At 59.7% G+C, this 18594-nt stretch carries 14 protein-coding genes; 12 read left to right on the top strand and 2 right to left on the bottom strand.

Annotated features, from left to right (window positions below; genetic code table 11):
* The first annotated feature begins 160 nt into the window (after positions 1-160).
* The 9 genes from LZK81_RS23430 to LZK81_RS23470 all read left to right on the top strand — a co-directional run bounded on the left by LZK81_RS23430 (position 161) and on the right by LZK81_RS23470 (position 13019).
* Positions 161-1921 (top strand): type I secretion system permease/ATPase, encoded by a 1761-nt coding sequence (locus tag LZK81_RS23430; protein ID WP_233957471.1) that lies wholly within the window; start codon positions 161-163, stop codon positions 1919-1921.
* Complete coding sequence (locus LZK81_RS23435) at positions 1918-3339, top strand: HlyD family type I secretion periplasmic adaptor subunit (RefSeq protein WP_418936518.1); 1422 nt, start codon at positions 1918-1920, stop codon at positions 3337-3339. Before LZK81_RS23430 ends, LZK81_RS23435 begins: the two co-directional genes overlap by 4 nt.
* A gap of 272 nt (positions 3340-3611) precedes the next feature.
* Positions 3612-4271, top strand: coding sequence for a calcium-binding protein (locus LZK81_RS23440; RefSeq protein ID WP_233957472.1), 660 nt, complete (start codon positions 3612-3614; stop codon positions 4269-4271).
* A gap of 65 nt (positions 4272-4336) precedes the next feature.
* Entirely contained in the window at positions 4337-6592 is a 2256-nt protein-coding gene (locus LZK81_RS23445; protein ID WP_233957473.1) for a glycosyltransferase family 2 protein, read from the top strand.
* Positions 6589-7428, top strand: coding sequence for a class I SAM-dependent methyltransferase (locus tag LZK81_RS23450; RefSeq protein ID WP_233957474.1), 840 nt, complete (start codon positions 6589-6591; stop codon positions 7426-7428). The genes LZK81_RS23445 and LZK81_RS23450 overlap by 4 nt, the downstream gene beginning before the upstream one ends.
* Positions 7425-8687 (top strand): glycosyltransferase family 4 protein, encoded by a 1263-nt coding sequence (locus LZK81_RS23455; RefSeq protein WP_233957475.1) that lies wholly within the window; start codon positions 7425-7427, stop codon positions 8685-8687. The genes LZK81_RS23450 and LZK81_RS23455 overlap by 4 nt, the downstream gene beginning before the upstream one ends.
* Positions 8684-9415, top strand: a complete 732-nt coding sequence (locus LZK81_RS23460; protein WP_233957476.1) for a hypothetical protein — start codon at positions 8684-8686, stop codon at positions 9413-9415. Before LZK81_RS23455 ends, LZK81_RS23460 begins: the two co-directional genes overlap by 4 nt.
* 17 nt (positions 9416-9432) lie before the next feature.
* The gene (locus LZK81_RS23465; RefSeq protein WP_418936519.1) at positions 9433-11703 is read left to right on the top strand and encodes a glycosyltransferase family 2 protein; all 2271 of its coding nucleotides are present in this window, start codon (positions 9433-9435) and stop codon (positions 11701-11703) included.
* Entirely contained in the window at positions 11700-13019 is a 1320-nt protein-coding gene (locus LZK81_RS23470; protein WP_233957477.1) for a glycosyltransferase family 4 protein, read from the top strand. Before LZK81_RS23465 ends, LZK81_RS23470 begins: the two co-directional genes overlap by 4 nt.
* Positions 13020-13103: 84 nt before the next feature.
* Here LZK81_RS23470 and LZK81_RS23475 read toward each other — a convergent pair whose 3' ends face one another.
* Complete coding sequence (locus LZK81_RS23475; protein ID WP_233957478.1) at positions 13104-14057, bottom strand: hypothetical protein; 954 nt, start codon at positions 14055-14057, stop codon at positions 13104-13106.
* A gap of 380 nt (positions 14058-14437) precedes the next feature.
* Here LZK81_RS23475 and rfbC point away from each other — a divergent pair, with 380 nt between their 5' ends.
* The 3 genes from rfbC to rfbA are packed head-to-tail and all read left to right on the top strand — an operon-like array spanning position 14438 to position 16826.
* The gene (rfbC, locus tag LZK81_RS23480; RefSeq protein WP_046605826.1) at positions 14438-15010 is read left to right on the top strand and encodes a dTDP-4-dehydrorhamnose 3,5-epimerase; all 573 of its coding nucleotides are present in this window, start codon (positions 14438-14440) and stop codon (positions 15008-15010) included.
* 10 nt (positions 15011-15020) lie between these two features.
* Positions 15021-15950 carry a dTDP-4-dehydrorhamnose reductase gene (gene rfbD, locus LZK81_RS23485; protein WP_233957479.1) on the top strand — a complete coding sequence of 310 codons (930 nt, stop codon included), beginning with the start codon at positions 15021-15023 and terminating at the stop codon, positions 15948-15950.
* Positions 15951-15962: 12 nt separating this feature from the next.
* Positions 15963-16826, top strand: a complete 864-nt coding sequence (gene rfbA / locus LZK81_RS23490) for a glucose-1-phosphate thymidylyltransferase RfbA (protein ID WP_046605824.1) — start codon at positions 15963-15965, stop codon at positions 16824-16826.
* Between the two features lie 145 nt (positions 16827-16971).
* Here the strand turns inward: rfbA and LZK81_RS23495 are convergent, their stop codons facing one another.
* Positions 16972-18513 carry an ATP-dependent acyl-CoA ligase gene (locus tag LZK81_RS23495; RefSeq protein WP_418936520.1) on the bottom strand — a complete coding sequence of 514 codons (1542 nt, stop codon included), beginning with the start codon at positions 18511-18513 and terminating at the stop codon, positions 16972-16974.
* Between the last annotated feature and the right edge of the window lie 81 nt (positions 18514-18594).

Consider the following 18594-nt stretch of genomic DNA (forward strand, 5'->3'; position numbering starts at 1 on the left):
GAAGTAATATTCAACTACGCCCAATCCCCCCAATCGCCATGAGCTTGCACAAGCCCTCCGTTATGTGCCAGATTGGAGGAAGCAATACTATCCTTCGGTTTAGCTATAACCAAAACGTCCTCCGACTGATTGATCTAACGTTAACCTGGGGCAAATTGCCATGCGCGATACTGTTCAAAATGAGACAACAAGCAAGAGGCAAATCCGGGGAGGCTCAAAAAAAGACAGTCCAGGGTTGCTGGTTTCGCAATCCAAGCGTGTATTTCTCTCGGGGTTGCTTTATGCTGCGGCGCTCAGCGTGTGTCTGAATTTATTACAACTGACGATGCCTCTGTTCATGCTGCAGGTTCATGACCGGGTGCTCAACAGTCAGAGCATGGACACGCTTGGAATGCTCGTCATCCTGGCCGTAGGCGCCCTGATCGTGCTCGGTGTTCTGGAATTCATCCGCGCCCTTTCGTTCCAGGCCATGGGAGGTGCGCTTGTGCGCCGACTGAACATGCCCATCCTGGCGGCCGCCGTTCAGGCCTCGGTCGACCAAGGCCTGTCGCGCGCGACCCAGTCGCTTCGGGACATCTCAGAATTGCGAAGCTTCCTGACCTCGTCAGCAGTCACTGCGCCCCTCGATGCGGCGTGGTCACCGATTTTCCTCGGCGCCCTTTTCCTCTTGCATCCGCTCTTCGGCCTTATCGGAGCCGTTTCCGCCGCTCTGCTCCTCTGCGGCGGACTGGTTACGGACATTTTGACGCGCCAACTCACCAAGGAGGCGAATCAGACGAATATCGAGGCGGTGTCCAAGATTGGCGCTTCGCTGCGACATTCCGAGGCAATCGAGGCAATGGGCATGCTGCCGGCCCTGGCGGCCCGTTGGCGTGCCCTGCAACTGCAAGCCCTCAGCGCCTATGAAACGAGCGGGAGCAGGAGCAAGGCGATGTCGTCCATTACCCGCAGCCTGCGCTATTCCATCCAGATCATTACGCTCGCGGCCGGTGCCTTCCTGGTGCTGGAGCAGGAAATCACGCCCGGCGCAATGATGGCATCGAGCATCCTGGTCGGGCGCCTCCTGATCCCTTTCGATTCGCTCATCGACAACTGGCGGCAGTGGGTACTGGCGGCAGGGGCCTGGCATCGTATTGAGGCCATCCTCACGGCGGACGTTGCTATCCGCCAGACGATGCCAACGCCGCATTCGTCGGGCGACATCGTGGTCGACAAGCTCATTTATGCGGCCCCCGGGCTTGATGTTCCGATCATCAAGGGCATTTCTTTCTCCCTCTCTCCGGGCGAGGTTCTGGGCGTGATCGGCCCTTCCGCCGCAGGCAAATCGACGCTTGCGCGCCTGCTGGTCGGTATCCTGCGCCCCACGTCCGGCGGCGTCTTCCTCGACGGCAACAATACCTATCTCTGGGAGCGCAGCTCGTTCGGCCAGGTTGTCGGATACCTGCCGCAATCCGTCTCGCTTCTGGAAGGCACCATTCGGGAAAACATCGGGCGAATGGCAGACAGCGATCCATACAAGGTACTGGAGGCGGCGCGACTGGCCGACATTCATGAAATGGTCGGGCGCCTGCCGCTCGGCTACGACACGCCGGTCGGCGACGGACATCTGACCCTTTCCGGAGGCCAGCGGCAGCGCATCGCGTTGGCGCGTTGCCTCTACAACCAACCTCGCCTCATCGTGCTCGACGAGCCGAACGCAAACCTGGACGCGATCGGCGAGCGGGCCCTTATCCGCGCGATCGAGCGCGCCCGCGAAAGTGGCGCCATCGTCGTCATTATCGCTCACCGGCCGGCCATCATGCAGGTCGCCGACAAGCTGCTCGTGCTTGAAAACGGCCGTATCACCCAGTTCGGACCGCGTACGTCCGTGGTTGCGGCCGCGATGCCGGGCGAAACAACCCGGGAGGTAGCCGCAATATGACCGCGCAAAAACCTCTCCTGATGGAGAAGAAACCGCTCGCGATCCGCACCGATCTTTCAGAGCGTCAAATCCAGCGGTATCAGCCGGCCTTGCAGGATGCCGGCCCATCGAACCTGGAGTTCGACCAGTTTGACAACCGTTCACCGCTCCGCGGTCTCGTCATTGCGGGGCTCGCCACGATCCTCGTGTCCTTCGGTGGATTTTTTGCCTGGGGATTTTCGGTCGAGCTCAGCAGCGCGACGGTCGCTAACGGCACGGTCATCGTCGATTCGAAACGAAAAACCATCAGCCATTTCGAAGGCGGCGTGATGAACAGATTGCTCGTCCAGGAGGGCGACAAGGTTACTGCCGGTCAGCCCCTGATCGAACTGGAGGATACGCGCGCCCGTTCCAGCCTCCGGTCGCTCCAGGCCCGGCGCATCGGCCTGATCGCCAAACTGGCTCGACTGAAAGCTGAGCAGAATGACGCGCCGCAAATCAGTTTTCCTAACGATTTCGGGGACGCCTGGGATGTTACGATCGACGACTCCGTGAGGGCGGAGACGATATTTTTTGAAAAGCGGCGCGAGACCAAGGTCGGACGCGTCGAGGTCCAGAGAAAAACGATCGAGGAACACCTCGAACTGGCGGCGTCATACGATATCCAGATCGAGGCGATCGACCGGCAAATCGGCTTCATCAGGGAGCACCGCGCGGCGATGGACTCATTGGTGAAGATAGGTGCCGTACCGCGTACCCAGGTCATCGAGATCGACTCCAGGCTCAGCGATCTCGCGAGGCAACGGGGCGAACTCGTCGGCAACAAGGCCCAATCCGAAAAGGCCGCAGCGGGTGCGCAGCTTGCGCTGACCGGGATCGAAAGCGATTTTCAGTCGACGATTGCCGGCGAAATCGCCACCGCACGCGTCGATCTCGCCGACGTCGAACAACAGATCACCGCTTCCAAGGACGTGCTGCGGCGGCTTGAGATCCGCTCTCCGCAGGATGGCATCATCAGCAACATCTTGTTGCGTACACCCGGCAGCGCGGTCACGCCCGGTCAGCCGTTGCTGGAGATCGTTCCGGAAAACGAGCCGCTGCTGGTCGAGATGCGTGTCAATCCTCGCGACATCGACAGCATCGCCGTCGGCTCGCAGACCCAGATCCGGCTGACGGCCTATAACCAGCGGTCCCGCCTGCCGATGGAAGGGACCATCACGTATATCGCAGCGGACCAGTCGGTCGATGAGAAATCAAACAGTGCGTTTTTCGTCGCGCGCGCCAAACTCGACCCGGCATCGCTCAAGGCAAACCCTGATGTGCGCCTCTATCCCGGCATGCCGGCAGAAGTGCTGATCATCCACGCGTCACGCCGCGCGATCGACTACATCACCTCTCCCGTCCTCGAAAGTTTCCATCGCGCCTTCAGGGAAGATTAGTATATGAGGCGCGAGAAATGCTGCATAGCAGAAACTGTTTCAAATATTGAAGTTGTTTCAAAGTAAAATACGGCAACTTTAATTTATAAAACAGCAGATTATCGAAACAATGTGCCATTAATATTCAATTCAGGAAATATATTTCCCAACATCTGACATTTTAGCTCCTAGATATGCTTGCGCTTCTGTTTTTTGCAGTGCACATTTCAAGCGCGAAATCGTCGCAGCCTGCGCCGACAACGCACTCGTACAAACCTGAAGAGGAGAGGCAGATGGCCACATTGGAAGGCGGAGCATACGACGATGCCCTGTTCGGTTCCCGCTTCAACGACTTCATCCGCGCCCATGGGGGCGATGATTTCGTAAGCGGCGGTAACGGACACGATATGGTGTTCGGCGGTGAGGGTGACGACATCCTGTTCGGCGGAAAGGGACATGATTCCCTGTTCGGCGGCGAGGGTAGCGACTTGCTGAACGGTGAAGCTGGCGACGACAACCTTGTCGGCGGCTGGGGTGATGATCTTCTTTACGGCGACAAGGGCAATGACACCCTGCTCGGCGGACATGGCAATGACCTTCTGTCCGGCGGCAAGGGTGCTGACATCCTCTATGGCGGCGACGGCAACGACGTCATCGATGGCGGCGCTGGCAATGACCTCCTGGTCGGCGGCGCTGGCAATGACGTCTTCGTCTTCGGCGGCGGCGGCGGCAATGACGTCATTCTCGACTTCACCGCTGGCGAGGATATCCTGCAGATCTCGAAGGGCATCAATGGCCTCGACGTGACTTCGCCGGACGATCTGGCCTCGCGCATCACGCAGGTCGGTGGCAATGTCGTCGTGGATCTCGGCCATGGAGATACGCTCACATTGGTCAATGTCGACGCTGACGACATTCATGCCAATCCCGAGAACTACTTCACCGTTCACTGAGCATGATTTCTGTGCGCCCTGCCTCCTCCCGCGGGGCGCGCAACTCCGATCCAAAGGGGCAGCGTGTGACGTTCGACGAAGCGATAGACGCCACCGGCGTTTTCAGAAACGCAAAAATCTTTCGGCTCGGCGCGGATTTGGCAATCCTTGTCTGGGATCTCTCCCCGCCATTTCCCGCAACCACCAAGTGCCTGTTGTCGATGGATCGCTCACCGGTGCCGCTGGTCAGCATGATGCTTCCACTCGGCCACGGAAGACAACGCATGTTCTGGGCGATGCGACCGGAACAGCAGCCAGTGAATGTGGACATCTGCACGGAACACGGCGGAATCGCCGAAACTGTCGTCATGCAGCCGGCGCACATGCTCACGCCACTCGATGTGGAAGCGCTGTTTACGGATCTTGCGCCGGGTTCCCGCATCAAGTTCGTCAACAACCTGCTGACCGTCTGGCGAAGCGCCTTCCGCATCGCCGGCGACCACCTTTTCCATATGATCGTTGAAGACGCCCTCCATGCGCTCGTGCCGGAACCGCAGGCCGCCAGCATCGTCTGCCAGGTTGCCCAGGGGCGCCATCTGATCGAGACGGCGATCAATCCGGACCTCGGCGACATCATAGCGATCTATGCGATCGGCGCGGCTTCGATCGCACGCATGGCCGCAAGGCCTGTCCTCGGACGCAAAGCGAAAAGCGGTCTGCAACCCTGCCATTTCATCGCGGAAGCGCCTTTTCCCTCTCCTCCGTTTCTCATCGTCCTCTTGAGCAAGAATGGTGCCGCAATCCGGCAGCTTGCTGATGGCAAGCCTCGTCATCCCAGCCTTCAGAACTGGTGGAGCAAAAACCGTGAGGCGGCGGAACTGCGCGAGATGATCGTTCGCTGCCTCGCCACCTTGCCGGAAGGCAGCGCCGCGACGGCGATCGACCTTCAGGTCAACGCCCCGCTGCCTGCAAACCGGATTGCCAAGTCGTCGATGCATCCGTCCGGGGAAATCGATCTCGCCCTGGCGCTCGACGATGGCCTTCTGGCAGGCGGCTGGTTCCATGCACCGTCATCCGCCTTCGCCGGCATCGACTACGTCAAGGAAGACGGCACGGCCGTTCCGCTTGACGCAAACAGCTACAAATTCCCGGCCTGGGCGGAAGGCAAGGATGAGAAGAGCAAGACCGATGTGACCGGCTTCGTTGCCTGGATCCCGCTGACCGAATCTCCCGGCCCGCTCCTGCAGCCGCGATTTCAGTTGCGCCTTGCTTCGGGAGCGGTCAGGCCGCTGATACCGAAGCCGCAGCCTTTCGAGCCCGCAACGCAGCGAAACCATGTCCTGCGCGCCGTGCCGGCGCAGCATGCGGTCGACAGTGCGTTCCGCACGATCCTCGCGCCCGCCCTGCAGGACATAGAGCGGCGATTGGGCAAGACCATCGAGGTCGATTCCACCAAGGACTACAGCCTGTCCGAAACCACACCCCTCGTTTCGATTGTCATACCTCTCTACAAGGTCCTCGATTTCCTGCGCTTCCAACTGTCGGGAATGGCCACCGATCCGTGGCTAGTCGCCAATGCCGAGATCATCTTCGTCCTCGATTCACCGGAAATCCAGGATGAGACGGAGCATATGCTGGGCGGCCTGCACCTCCTGCACGGACTGCCGATGAAGCTGGTCGTCATGAACCGCAACAGCGGCTACGCACGGGCCTGCAATGCCGGCGCACGGTTTGCCCGCGGCGCCATTCTGGTCATGCTCAATTCGGATGTCGTGCCAAAGGGACCAGGTTGGCTTCAGGTGCTGTCGCGGCCGCTGCTGGAAAACAGCAGGCTGGGCGCCATCGGCCCGAAACTGCTGTTCGAAGACGGATCGCTGCAGCATGCCGGCCTTTATTTTGGCCGCGACCAGCGCGGGATCTGGTTGAACCACCATTTCAACAAGGGCATGCCCGGCGACTATGCTCCCGCCCAACAAGCCCGCGAGGTTCCCGGCGTCACCGGCGCCTGCCTCGTGACCCGCAGGGTCATCTACGAGCGCGTCGGCGGCTTCACCGAGGACTACGTGATCGGCGACTACGAGGACAGTGACCTCTGCCTCAAGATCCGCCGTCTCGGGCTCCAGATCGCCTATGAGCCGGCTGCGTGCCTGTATCATTTCGAGCGCCGCTCGATCCGCCGTAGCCAGGACTATATGCGCGGTGTTGCCAGCCAATACAATTCATGGCTGCACACGCAACGCTGGGAAGACGATATCACCGACTTGATGGCGAACCAATTCGGCAGAGATCAAGATCGCCCCGCCGCCACGAATGGGAGAGACCGGGAAAGGAACGCAGCGTGACACAGATAGCACTCGCGCACCCTTCCAAGCCGGCTCGGCTGGTCGATGAGGACCGTGTTCGCTGGCTGCTTGAAGCCGTTCGGAGCAACCGTTTTCTGCCGCAGCCGGAACCCACCAATGTCTTCGTGGGGGACGGTGATTTTCGTGCGATAGGCGCAGAATTCCTCGGGCACTTCATCCGTATCGGCGGCCTGCGCGAAGAGGCCCGCGTGCTCGACATCGGCTGCGGTATCGGCCGGATGGCCGTGCCGCTCACCCAGTATCTCGATCCGCAGACGAGCCGCTACGATGGCATCGACCCGGTCGAGGGCGGCATCGACTGGTGCCAGCGGACGATCACGCCCGTCTACTCCAATTTCGCCTTCCAGCGACTGGATATCGCGCACGAACTCTACAATCCGAACGGCAAGGTCAGCGGCAAGGTCCTGAGGCTTCCCTTTCCGGATCACCATTTCGACTTCGTCGTCATGACGTCGGTGGTCACTCACCTGCCCCCTGCGGAAGTCCTCGTTTACCTCGCCGAGGTTCGCAGGGTCCTGTCACCCGGCGGACGCCTGTTCATGACGGCCTTCGTGGTCGACCGGATCGCGGCGGCAAACGAGCACGGGCGGCGCGATCCGCGCCTTGCGTTCCGCCGTTATGGCGAAAGCCCGTGCTGGTTCGTGCCCAACCAGGCGCCGCTTGCGGCGGTCGGCTTCGAAGACGGCTTTCTGGACAAGGCGCTCGAACGGGCCGGCCTCTCCATCGCCCTGAAATCGCTTGGCCATTGGCGGGGCACCAATGCGGCTCACCATCAGGATTTCATCGTAGCGAAGCGCCGGGGAAATGGCCGATGAGCAAGCGCATTCTGGTCGCTGCCCACAATCATCCCTCCCTTCACCCGGGCGGAACCGAAATATTCGCTCATGACCTGTTTCGCGCCTATCAGCGCGAGGGCCATGAAGCTCTGTTTCTGGGTGCCACAAACCATATTCATCGCGAAGCGAGACCAGGCACGAGTTTCCAGAGCATCGGTTCGGCGGGAGACGAAATACTGCTGTGGTCCGGACATTTCGACCGCTTCTTCATGAGCCAGATCGACCTCTATGGTGTCGTGCCCGACATAGCGGAGTTGCTGCTCGATTTCCGGCCGGATGTGGTTCATCTCCATCACATGCTGCTGCTTGGCGCCGAGTTCCCTCACATCGTCCGCCGCACCCTGCCCGACTGCCAGATCGTCATGACACTCCACGACTACTACCCCATCTGCCACCATGACGGCCTGATGGTGCGCACTGGCAGCAAGGAGCTTTGTCACCAGTCCAGCCCGGACCGCTGCCATGCCTGCTTCAAGGACATTCCGCTTGATCGCTTTGCCTTGCGCGAACGCCACCTGAAGGCCCTGTTGAGCACGGTTGACCACTTCGTCTCGCCAAGCGCCTTTTTGCGGGATCGCTACGTGCAATGGGGACTGGACGAAGATACGATCAGCGTCATTCCCAATGGCATCCCCGCCCGCAAAGCCGGCCTGCGAAGAGATCTGCTCCAGGGCGGGAAGCCGGTCTTCGGATATTTCGGCAATCTCAATCCCTGGAAAGGGGTGACCGTCTTGCTCGAGGCTGCGCGTCAGCTTCTGGCCGACGGCCTGGATTTCGAACTTCGCGTCCATGGCGGCGCGCCCTTCCAGAGCGAGACGTTCGTCGAGGAGATCAATCGGCGCTTTGCCGAAACATCAGCATCCGTGCAGGCCCGAGGCCCCTATCGACGCGAAGATATCGGCGATCTGGTGGCCGCGGTCGATTGCACCATCGTTCCTTCCGTCTGGTGGGAAAACGCACCGCTGGTCATTCAGGAAGCCCAGGCGCAAGGCCGTCCGGTCATCGCCAGCAATATCGGCGGAATGGCTGAAATGGTCGAGCATGGCGTCAACGGCCTGACCGTCCCACCCAACGATGCCCGGGCGCTCGCCGCGGCGATGCGCGACATCGTGGAAAACCCTAAACTGCTGCACCTGTTCGCGCAAAACGCCCGCAAGCCCGACGACATCGACACGACTGCCCGCCGCTATCTCAAGTGGATGGAGACGGTACAGCTTCAGGCATTGGAGAGCGTATGACCAGTCCCGCCGAACGACCGGATGCCGCATCCGAACAGGACAACGTCAAGCCGATGAACGGCCGGGTGGACGCCGTCGACATGGGCAGAATTTTCGGCTGGGCATACGACCCGATGGCGCCAGATCAACGGCTGACCATCCGTGTCCTTCTCGATGGCAAGGTAATTGCCGAGGCCGTTGCCGATCGCAATCGTCCCGACCTGCGGCGCAACGGTATCGGCGACGGCAAACACGCATTCGAAATCGCGCTGCCCGATCCCCTCCATTCGCGAGCCAACGATATCGTCGTCATGGCGCGCAATGGAAGCGGTTCCGAACAGGCTCTGCGTGTTCCGCAGCCTAACGAACAGGCGGCCGAAGCCCTGATCGCCGCGCCGCTGGCAAAAGTGCTCGACAAGCTTGATGTGCTGATGGCGTCGCAGCGGCAGTTGCAGGTCTCGCAGCGCTCCCTGCAGCGCGCGCCGGAAATCGATGCGGATAAGACTGAAGCCACCGGCCTGACTGAAATCGGCAACGCTGTCGAAAACCTCAAGGTGGAGGTCAGCCAACGACTGAACGACCTCGATGTCCACCTGATGCGGCTGGACGGGGTCGTGGCGGGGATGGAAAAGAACCTCAATACATTGAAGAAGCGGGCGAACGCCGAATTCAAACCCATGCTGTTGCTGCTGTTCGTTCTCGTCGGATTTACCGCTGGCGCCGGCCTTGCGCTGATTGTCAGGATCTGACCGAGGGAGGGCAAGGCATGCTGCTTACGGAACAATCCCCCACGATTACCAGCCCTCCGGTTGCCAGCCCCCTGGTCGCCAAACCAACGCCCGCCAAGCAAGGGGCGAGCAAGGCGATGCGCCACGGAAGGGTTATCGGCTGCCGTGTCGACGAAACAACCCTGCTCGTTATCGGCCTCGGCCATGTCCCGGTCGGTGACGTGACGGTTGACGTCGGCGAAAATCAGACCGACACCCGAAACGCATTTGTCTCGGAATGGCGATTGGCCGCATCCTCACCGCGGGCCAAGCAAGGCTTTGCGGCGCTCCTTCCGGCAGGGGACACGGACCTTGCCATGACCACGATACGCTTCGGAGAGAAGGAGACGGGCACGCCCTACATCTTTGCGTCCCGTCTTGTCTCAACGGAGGAAGCAGCCGCGCTCATGCTGGAGTCCGCCGGATCTCAGTCGGCCGCCGTCATAAACCGGCTCGTGGACGCGCTGATGACCGGCGATCTCAGCCGCCGCAGGCTTCTCACCATAACCGCGCTTTTACAGGCGACCCACGCCACTGATGGCTTCGTCGAGTTGATCGGCGAGAGCCATGACGGCGTGACATTCCTGCATGGCTGGAGCCGCGGCATGGCGCCCGGGCCTTGCCGGATGTCCCTGATCGGAAGGGCGACACCGGTGGTCGCGGAATGCGGTATAGCCACCTTTACACGTCCCGACGCTCCCGATGGCGCCGCTGGTTTTGTCGGCCTTATCGAGACGGACGAGGCTGCCCGCGCTGCCGACATTGAGGGTCTGATCTTTCGAGGGCGCGCCGGTTGGAGGCATATTGCGGTCCACCCTCGAAAACGCATCGCCGATCCGCAGGAAACGCCCGAACATATCCGGTCGATCCTAATGCGCACCCATGGCACGCCGGACGTGCTCCTGTCCCTGCGGGCGGCCGCCAACAGCTTCGAGGGCAAGGAAACCGTCTCCAGCCTGCCCTATCTCGTCCGGATGGGAATAGACAGCATGTTCGAGGCCGAAGCGGGAAATCTCCTCATCTCCGGCTGGCTTTATGACCCCGATGGCCACGTCGCGACAGTCAGACTGCGCCGACGCAATGCCGCGGCCGGCCTCGACGAGCACTGGACGCGCTTCGATCGCCCCGATGTATCGGACAGTTTCAGCGAACAGTCGCACTTTGTGCCGGGTCTCCGGGGAGATCAGCGCGCCCACGGCTTCGTCGCCCACGCCCAGCTATCGGGTGAAGATCCCGGTGCCCTCCCTTATTTCGAACTGACGCTGCAGGATTCGCGCCGTGCGTTTCTGCCGGTAAAACCGACACGCCTTTCGGCACGTTCGGCGGCATTGCGCCAGATCGGCTCGATCGATCCCGCCAACAGCGCGCTGCCGGAGATCGTCGATACACACATTGTCCCGTTCCTCACACAATCATCAGGAAGATCCGCGCCGGTCATCGAAACGATCGTAGATGCCGGATTCTTCGATGAGGAAAACGGCTTGCCGATCATCATCGGCGTAGGCGAAAGCGAGGAAGACATCTCCCCACTGCTCGCCCTGCTCGCGCTCGATCCGGAAACCCGAAGCGCGCCGATTGTGGTCGCCATGCCTGCCGAGCGGTTTCGCAGGCAGGCCGCCCGCCTCAAGGAGCTCGCGCGCTTCTATCGCCTTTCGGTCAGGTTGGTGTCGATGAAGGGAACGGGCGACGTCTTCGACATGCTGGAAGCGGGCACGCAGGCGCTTTCCTGTGAAACGGTCGTGTCGCTCTCCGCCTCACTGATCCCGCACGGGACAGGCTGGTATGGCAAGCTCGTAGCCGCGGCTTCCGCGATGAAAGGAAGCATAGTCTCGCCCGTCCTGGCTTACGAAGACCATTCGGTTCGCTGGGCGGGAAGCTGGATCGACGACGGCAACGACGACCAACCGGTTGTCGGCCGCTACGCCGGATATCCGATTAAAGCGGTGACGGACATGAAGGTGACCAGCATCGCGGCGGCATCGCTCGAATGCTGCGTCATGCCCCGCGACGCCCTGTCGCGCGCGGGCGGCTTTTCCGGCGGCTATCTCGGCACGCAGGAAAAGGGTCTGGATCTCGGCCTCCGCCTCAGCCGGTCCGGGTTCGACTCCTATTTGCTGCCGTCGGTGCAGATGTGGGGCTGCGACGACGCACGCGCCGGCGACAGCCCTGCGATGACGGCTTTAGTGGAAGAGGTCGATCGAAAAATCTTCAAGAGCCAATGGCTGGCTATCCTCACCGTTGAAAAGCATCTGGAAAAGAGGCCCGCATGAACGAGCAGCTTCGCGTCCTTGTCGTCTCGCATGCACATCCGTCGGTCTCGCTCGGCGGGGCGGAAATCGCGTCCCACAACCTGCATCTTGGCCTGAAAGCGTTGCCGAATGTGGAATCGGTTTATCTGGCCCGGATTGGACACCCGGTGCCGCGGCACGCCGCATCCGCGCTGATGAGCCTGCGCCTTGTCGAGGACGAATTGCTATTCCACACGGACGACTACGACCACTTCTTCCTGTCCAACGGCGATACTCGGGCGATCAGCCTGGACCTTTTACGTTTTGCGCGCGATCTCAGGCCCCATGTCATCCATTTCCATCATGTTCTCGGTATCGGCCTCGAAGCGCTCTATGCCTTGAGAGAGGCGTTTCCGCACGCCGCCATCATCGTCACGTTCCATGAATATCTCTCGATCTGCCACAATCACGGACAGATGGTGAAACGGTCTTCCGGCCAGCTCTGCGAAACCGCATCCCCCGTCGCCTGCCACGGCTGCTTTCCCGATATCCCCGTCTCGCGCTTCCTGAAGCGGGAACTGTTCGCCCGCGGCATGCTCGGCCTTGCCGACGCTTTCGTTTCCCCCAGCCGGTTCCTGGCGGATCGCTACGCCGCATGGGGCATCGAAAGAGACAAGATCAGCGTGATCGAAAACGGCATCGCCATGGAAACAGCGGCGCCCGCGCGCGAGGTTCAAGGTCCCAAGCCGCGCCGAAATCGCTTTGCCTATTTCGGACAAATGACTCCATTCAAGGGCGCAGATCTCCTGATCGACGCCGTCTCGCGCATCCCGAAGGAGATATGGGGCGAAGACTCGTGCCTGATGATCTTCGGCGGCAATCTCGAGCGACAGCCGGTCGAGTTCCAGGAACGTATGAAGAAGCTCATCGCCGACGCCGGCCACCGCGTTCGCTTCTACGGCGCCTACCAGAACGCGGACGTGCCGCGTCTCATGCGTTCCGTCGACTGGGTGGTTCTGCCGTCCGTCTGGTGGGAGAACTCCCCGGTTGTCATTCAGGAAGCTCTGCTCCACCGCAGGCCGATGATCTGCTCCGATATCGGCGGAATGGCCGAGAAGGTGCGTGACGGAAAGGACGGCCTGCACTTTCGCGCAGGCAGCAGCCAGGATCTCGCGGATCGCATCGTTGAGGTGCTGGGCGATGGCAAAATCTGGGAGCGGCTGCGCGTTTCCATGCGCCAACCCGCCGACCGCGCCGCCTGCGCGCGCGAACACGTCAAACTCTATCGCGCATTGCTACGGCGGAAACTCGATGCCGCGATCGCCGAGAGCCCCAAGCTTCTCTCGCCCGCGCTTTAAAAGACACTCGGGTCGAGAAAAGCCGGGGGTATCGTTCTTCTATGCAAAGGCCGCCTTGTCTCGGCAGGCTCGGCAAAATTCGGATCACGAATGCGCGGCACCTGCCGCTCCGAGCCGCGCGATGCGGCCGTCCAGTTCCTCTAGCCGACGGCCGAAGCCGAGATTGTCCGGCTGATACGTCATGGCGTCGGCAAGCATTGCCCGCGCCGTCACAAGTTCACCGTCGCGAATATGGCGGTTGGCCCGATGGTAGAGGAAGTTTGCCTGCTGGAGAGGAGAGAAATCCGGGCCGAAGCGCGCGTGAAACCTGTCGGCCCAGGCCCGATGCCGAGCAATCGCCGTCATGGCGATCTGATAGGGCCGCATTGGCGCGGTCACGCGCGCTGCGCGGGCGAGACCGCGCAGACCCGGAAGATCGTCTCTGCGGCAGGCCTCGATCAGCGACAGCGCGCGCGCCGTCCCGGTAAAGGCGCGAACGGTGCCATGGCCGGTCATATGGACAGGCACCAGTTGGGTCCCTTCCTGCAGCGCCGCGATCCGAACCGCGTGCTGGTGATCGACGATGTGAAACGGATCGAAGAACAGATAGGCCCGGCCTGCCGCGTGATCAGGCGCGATCCCCATATTGGCATGGAGATCGGAGGAGAAATGGCACGCAAACCTGCCGTCGAAGGGAACGGCCTTCGGATCGATCGAGACTTGCGGGCAGAAGGCGACGGCGACTGTGGCGTTGAAGCGCCTCCGATAGCGCAATGCCGCATAGCCGCCCTGCGAATGCCCGTAGAGGATCCGCTCCGGTGCTGCGCGAAGAATGGGCGCGGCTGCCTCGACGGCCGTGACGACGCTCGCCGCCGGAAACCAGTTCGGCCGCCGGCTGATGAAGCCGAGCGCCGAAATACCGGCCTTCTCGCACAATCGCTGCCCCCAGAAACGACTGCCGTTCGCCCTCATGTCCATTTCGTTAAATGTGATGAGAAGATAGGGAGACGACCCGGAATGATGTATCACCTCTAAGTTTTCATCTGAAAATATGATCATACGGCCACCATCAAGAATTTACGGAATAAAGTAATTCAATTTTTGAACTATATTTGTTCCGATATGTAATCATGCGTAAAATGTTGCTTAACATCAATGACAGATTTACACGCACAATAGGAATACATGTTTCTTGATATCCTAAATTTGGCTAAACCAATTTTATCCGACTCGGAAAAGCACGAATCGCCCCCTGCATTCACGGAAGGATGTTTCTCGCCTGCATGCGTTACCAGGAGAAAATAGAGACTGGCCTCGCTGCAACCGCACAAAAACGGAAGAAGGCTCTTTGGAGATGTTCTCACGAATGATCCGGTGACTGCGGCCAGACGTCTCCATCACGTGGTTGAGTTGATCTAGCATCTGAATGCGAGGAAGGCATGCAATTTGAACGAACGAAAATCGGCGACGTCGTGCTGGTGACGCCGAGAAAATTCGGAGACCATCGCGGATACTTTTCAGAGACTTTTCGTTCTGACGTCTTTGGTCAAAACATCGGTGCGTTCAATTTCGTCCAAGACAACCAGTCGCATTCAGTAGAAGCCGGAACGGTTAGAGGACTGCACTACCAGATTGAACCTCACGCCCAAGGAAAGCTGGTCCGGTGCATCGCTGGTTCCATCCTCGACGTCGCAGTCGATATCCGGAGAGGCTCACCAACTTTTGGACAATATGTCCAAGCGGAACTGACCGCCGAGAACGGTTGCCAAGTCTGGATTCCCGCAGGGTTTGCGCATGGGTTCTGCACTCTCCAGCCCAACAGCATCATCTCCTACAAGGTAACGGACTACTACAGCCGCGACCATGACCGTGGAATATTATGGAACGACCCGGAGCTCAATATCAGGTGGCCGGTAACGGCAGAAAGCGCCGTGCTTTCGGAGAGAGATAGGACGCAACCACTTCTCGCCGAGCTTGAGACGACTTCTTTCACAATAGCGAGTGGCGGCTAGGAGACGAATAATGGCGCGGCGGTATGTGGTCACCGGACGTGGCGGACAGGTCGCGCGGTCTCTGATCGAGCGTGTCGAGCGCTACAGCGAGATAAAAATTATCCCGCTAGCACGACCCGATCTCGACCTTGCCGATATCGGAACGATCGAAAAAGCTCTTGTGGAAGCGAGACCTGAATTGATCATTTCCGCTGCCGCCTATACCGCCGTCGACCAAGCGGAAAACGACCCAGCCAAAGCTTTTCTCGTCAACGGCGCGGCTATAAATGAGATCGGTCGCGTCGCGACCAAGCTTAACGTGCCGATTATTCACTTGTCGACGGACTATGTCTTCAGCGGCAATAAGACTTCGCCTTATCATGAGAGCGACCCAGTCGCGCCCCTCTGTGTTTATGGTCAATCGAAGCTTGAGGGCGAACGTCGTCTCATCGCATCGGGGGCAGATTACGTCATCCTCAGGACCGCGTGGGTCTACAGCCCCTTTAACAAGAACTTTTTGCGCACGATGTTACATCTTGCCGGAAGTCGTGACGAACTCAATGTCGTCGCCGATCAATACGGCAATCCAACATCTGCACTCGATATCGCCGATGCCGTATTAACGGTTGCCGGCAATTTGCTGTCGTCACCGGACGGGCGCCTGCGCGGCATATTCCACATGGCGGGAAGCGGGGAGGCCAGCTGGGCAGACTTTGCTTCCGAAATATTCCGCATATCTGTCGAGATGGGGGGCCCGTCTGCGATCGTCCATCCGATCCCTACTGCGCAATATCCGACACCGGCTCGCAGGCCAAACAATTCGAGGTTGGATTGCAGCAAACTCGAACGGATTCACGGTGTTCGTCTGCCAAACTGGAAAATCGCTACTGCGACTACGTTGCAACGGCTCTTGGCCGGCGATGCGCCGGAAAAACAGGCCGGCATGGAAAAGGCATTTTGAGGAGAATTGTCGATGAAGGGTATCATTCTGGCTGGCGGCAACGGGACGCGTCTGCATCCGATGACACTCGTCACGTCGAAACAGTTAATGCCCGTCTATGACAAGCCGATGATCTATTATCCACTCTCAACGTTAATGCTGGCCGGAATACGCGATATCCTCATCATATCCACTCCGCATGATCTGCCCGATTTTCGCGGCCTGTTAGGTGACGGTTCGGCTTGGGGAATTTCACTCTCCTACGCGGAACAGCCGTCACCTGCAGGCCTTGCTCAAGCTTACATCATCGGTGCCGATTTTGTCGGATCGGATCGGTCCTGCCTCATCCTCGGTGATAACATTTTCTACGGCCATGGCATCACGGAGCTTTTTGAAAGCGCTGCCGCGCGTGACGATGGCGCGACAGTGTTCGCCTATCATGTCCACGATCCGGAACGTTATGGCGTTGTGGAGTTCGACAAGGCAATGAAGGCGATCTCGATCGTCGAGAAGCCGACAGTCCCGAAATCCAATTGGGCAGTTACCGGACTCTATTTTTACGACAAGGACGTGGTTGACATTGCCGCAAACCTCAAGCCGTCGCTGCGCGGTGAACTGGAGATCACCGATGTCAACCGAGTATATCTCGAACGCGGCAAGTTGAACGTCGAACAAATGGGCCGCGGTTTTGCTTGGCTCGACACCGGGACACCCGAGAGTTTGTTGGAAGCAGGGAATTTTGTCGGCACTCTGCAGAAGCGGCAGGGCATCAAAATCAACAGCCCTGAGGAGGTCGCCTGGCGCCGGGGCTTTATAGATGACAAGCAACTGGAGGCCGTTGGCAAGAAGCTGGGCAAAAGCGAATATGGCAGATATCTACAAACGCTTTGCACCTAAGTTCAAGACCAGATCCTGTTGACAAGTATGGCAGCCATATTTTGGCGGCCGCTACGGGCGCCGCGAAACACCCGGCGGCAACAGAACCTATCAGTCTACGACACATCGCCAGCCATCGATCGGGATCGCGAGCAAGATCAAAACCTCAACGGGCCACTTTGTACCCTACCTTCTCCCTGTCCCAGGTCGTGTTCGTCACGCCTCTCTCGATCAATTTGAATTTCTGAACTTTGCCGTTCTCCGTCAGCGGCAGCGCCTCAATGAAATCCATGAAGCGCGGCACGGAGAAATAGCTCATCCGGGGCTGACAGAAGTCGAGCAACTCCGAGGCACTGAGACCGAAGCCGTTTTTGAGCACGATCGATGCCATCACCTCATCTTCCGCCAGTTCCGATCGGACAGGAAAGACCGCCGCATTTTCGACGCTCGGGTGGGAAATCAGCACCTGCTCCACCTCAAAGGATGAGATGTTTTCCCCTCGCCTGCGGATGGCATCTTTCATGCGGTCCAGAAACTGAACGTAACCGTCCGCATCCCTGGTGACGCGATCACCCGTATGGAACCAAAGGTTCCGCCAGGCTTCGACGGTCTTTTCAGACATACCGAAATAGCCGGTCGCGATGGAAAACGGCTCCGCCGCGCGTACCACCAGTTCTCCGGGCGTGCCATCCGGCACCTGGTTGTCGTTCTCGTCGAACACCGCAATCTCGAAGCCGGGTCGGGCTTTTCCCATCGTTCCAGACTTTTGGTCATGCAGCAGCGCGCCGACGACAAAATTCGTCTCCGTCGATCCATAACCATCGAGCAGTGCCACGCCGGAGCGTTCCGTGAAAGGGGCATGGAACTGAGGCGGAACGCCGGGCGCGAGCGCAATACGCGTCTTGTGCTGCTTTTCGGCATCGGTTGCATCTTTCGACAGAAGGATCGGCACCATCGCGCCGAGGAGATAGGTGACCGTTGCTCCGTGCGCGGCAAGGGTCGTCCAGAAGCGTGACGCGGAGAAGCGGGTGTCGATTACCAACGATGCGCCGGTCAGAAGGGCCTGGAAGAATGTGTTCAGCGCGTTGGTGTGAAAAAGCGGAAGGCAGGTGAGCAGGACATCGTCGTCCGCAACGCCGAGAAGTGCCGCCGTGTGCACACCCCACCAGAAATATTGCGCGTGGGGGCAGCACACGCCTTTCGAAAGACCGGTGGTACCGGACGTATAGAGGATCGCCATCGTGTCGGAAGGCCGGCTTGGGTGAGCCGCCATATCGCCCTTCATTTCAGGGACCTGATGGTGCGGCCAGCGAAGGGCAAGATCGTCCGGCACGTCGCCTACGGTCCAGATCTGTTCGAGAGGCAGCGGCGCATCCTCGATGGTTGCCAGGGCACCGAGAAGATTGCCCTCGACTAGGGCGAGTTTGGCACCGCTGTCCTTCAGAATATGCGCGAGCTGAGCCCCGCGGGAGGCTGTATTGATGGGGACCGCAACGGCACCGCACCAGGCGCAGCCGAGCAGGATCTGAAGAAATTCGAGCCTGTTGGAGCAGATGATGGCGACCGTGTCGCCGGCTTTGACACCTGCTGCGCGAAGCGTGTTTCCAGCCGCTGCCGCAAGCTCCTTCGCCGCGGAAAAACTGAGCGTCCTGTCGTCGATTTTAACCAGCGGCCGGTCGCCATGACGTTCGGCCTGAAGAGAAATCATCTGGGGGAATGTCCGCATTGACGGACTGAACGTCTCCGCCAGCCGAAAGACCTTCGCCTCTCGAGATAATTCGATCTGATG

The organism is Neorhizobium galegae (genome assembly GCF_021391675.1).
Classification (GTDB): domain Bacteria; phylum Pseudomonadota; class Alphaproteobacteria; order Rhizobiales; family Rhizobiaceae; genus Neorhizobium; species Neorhizobium galegae_B.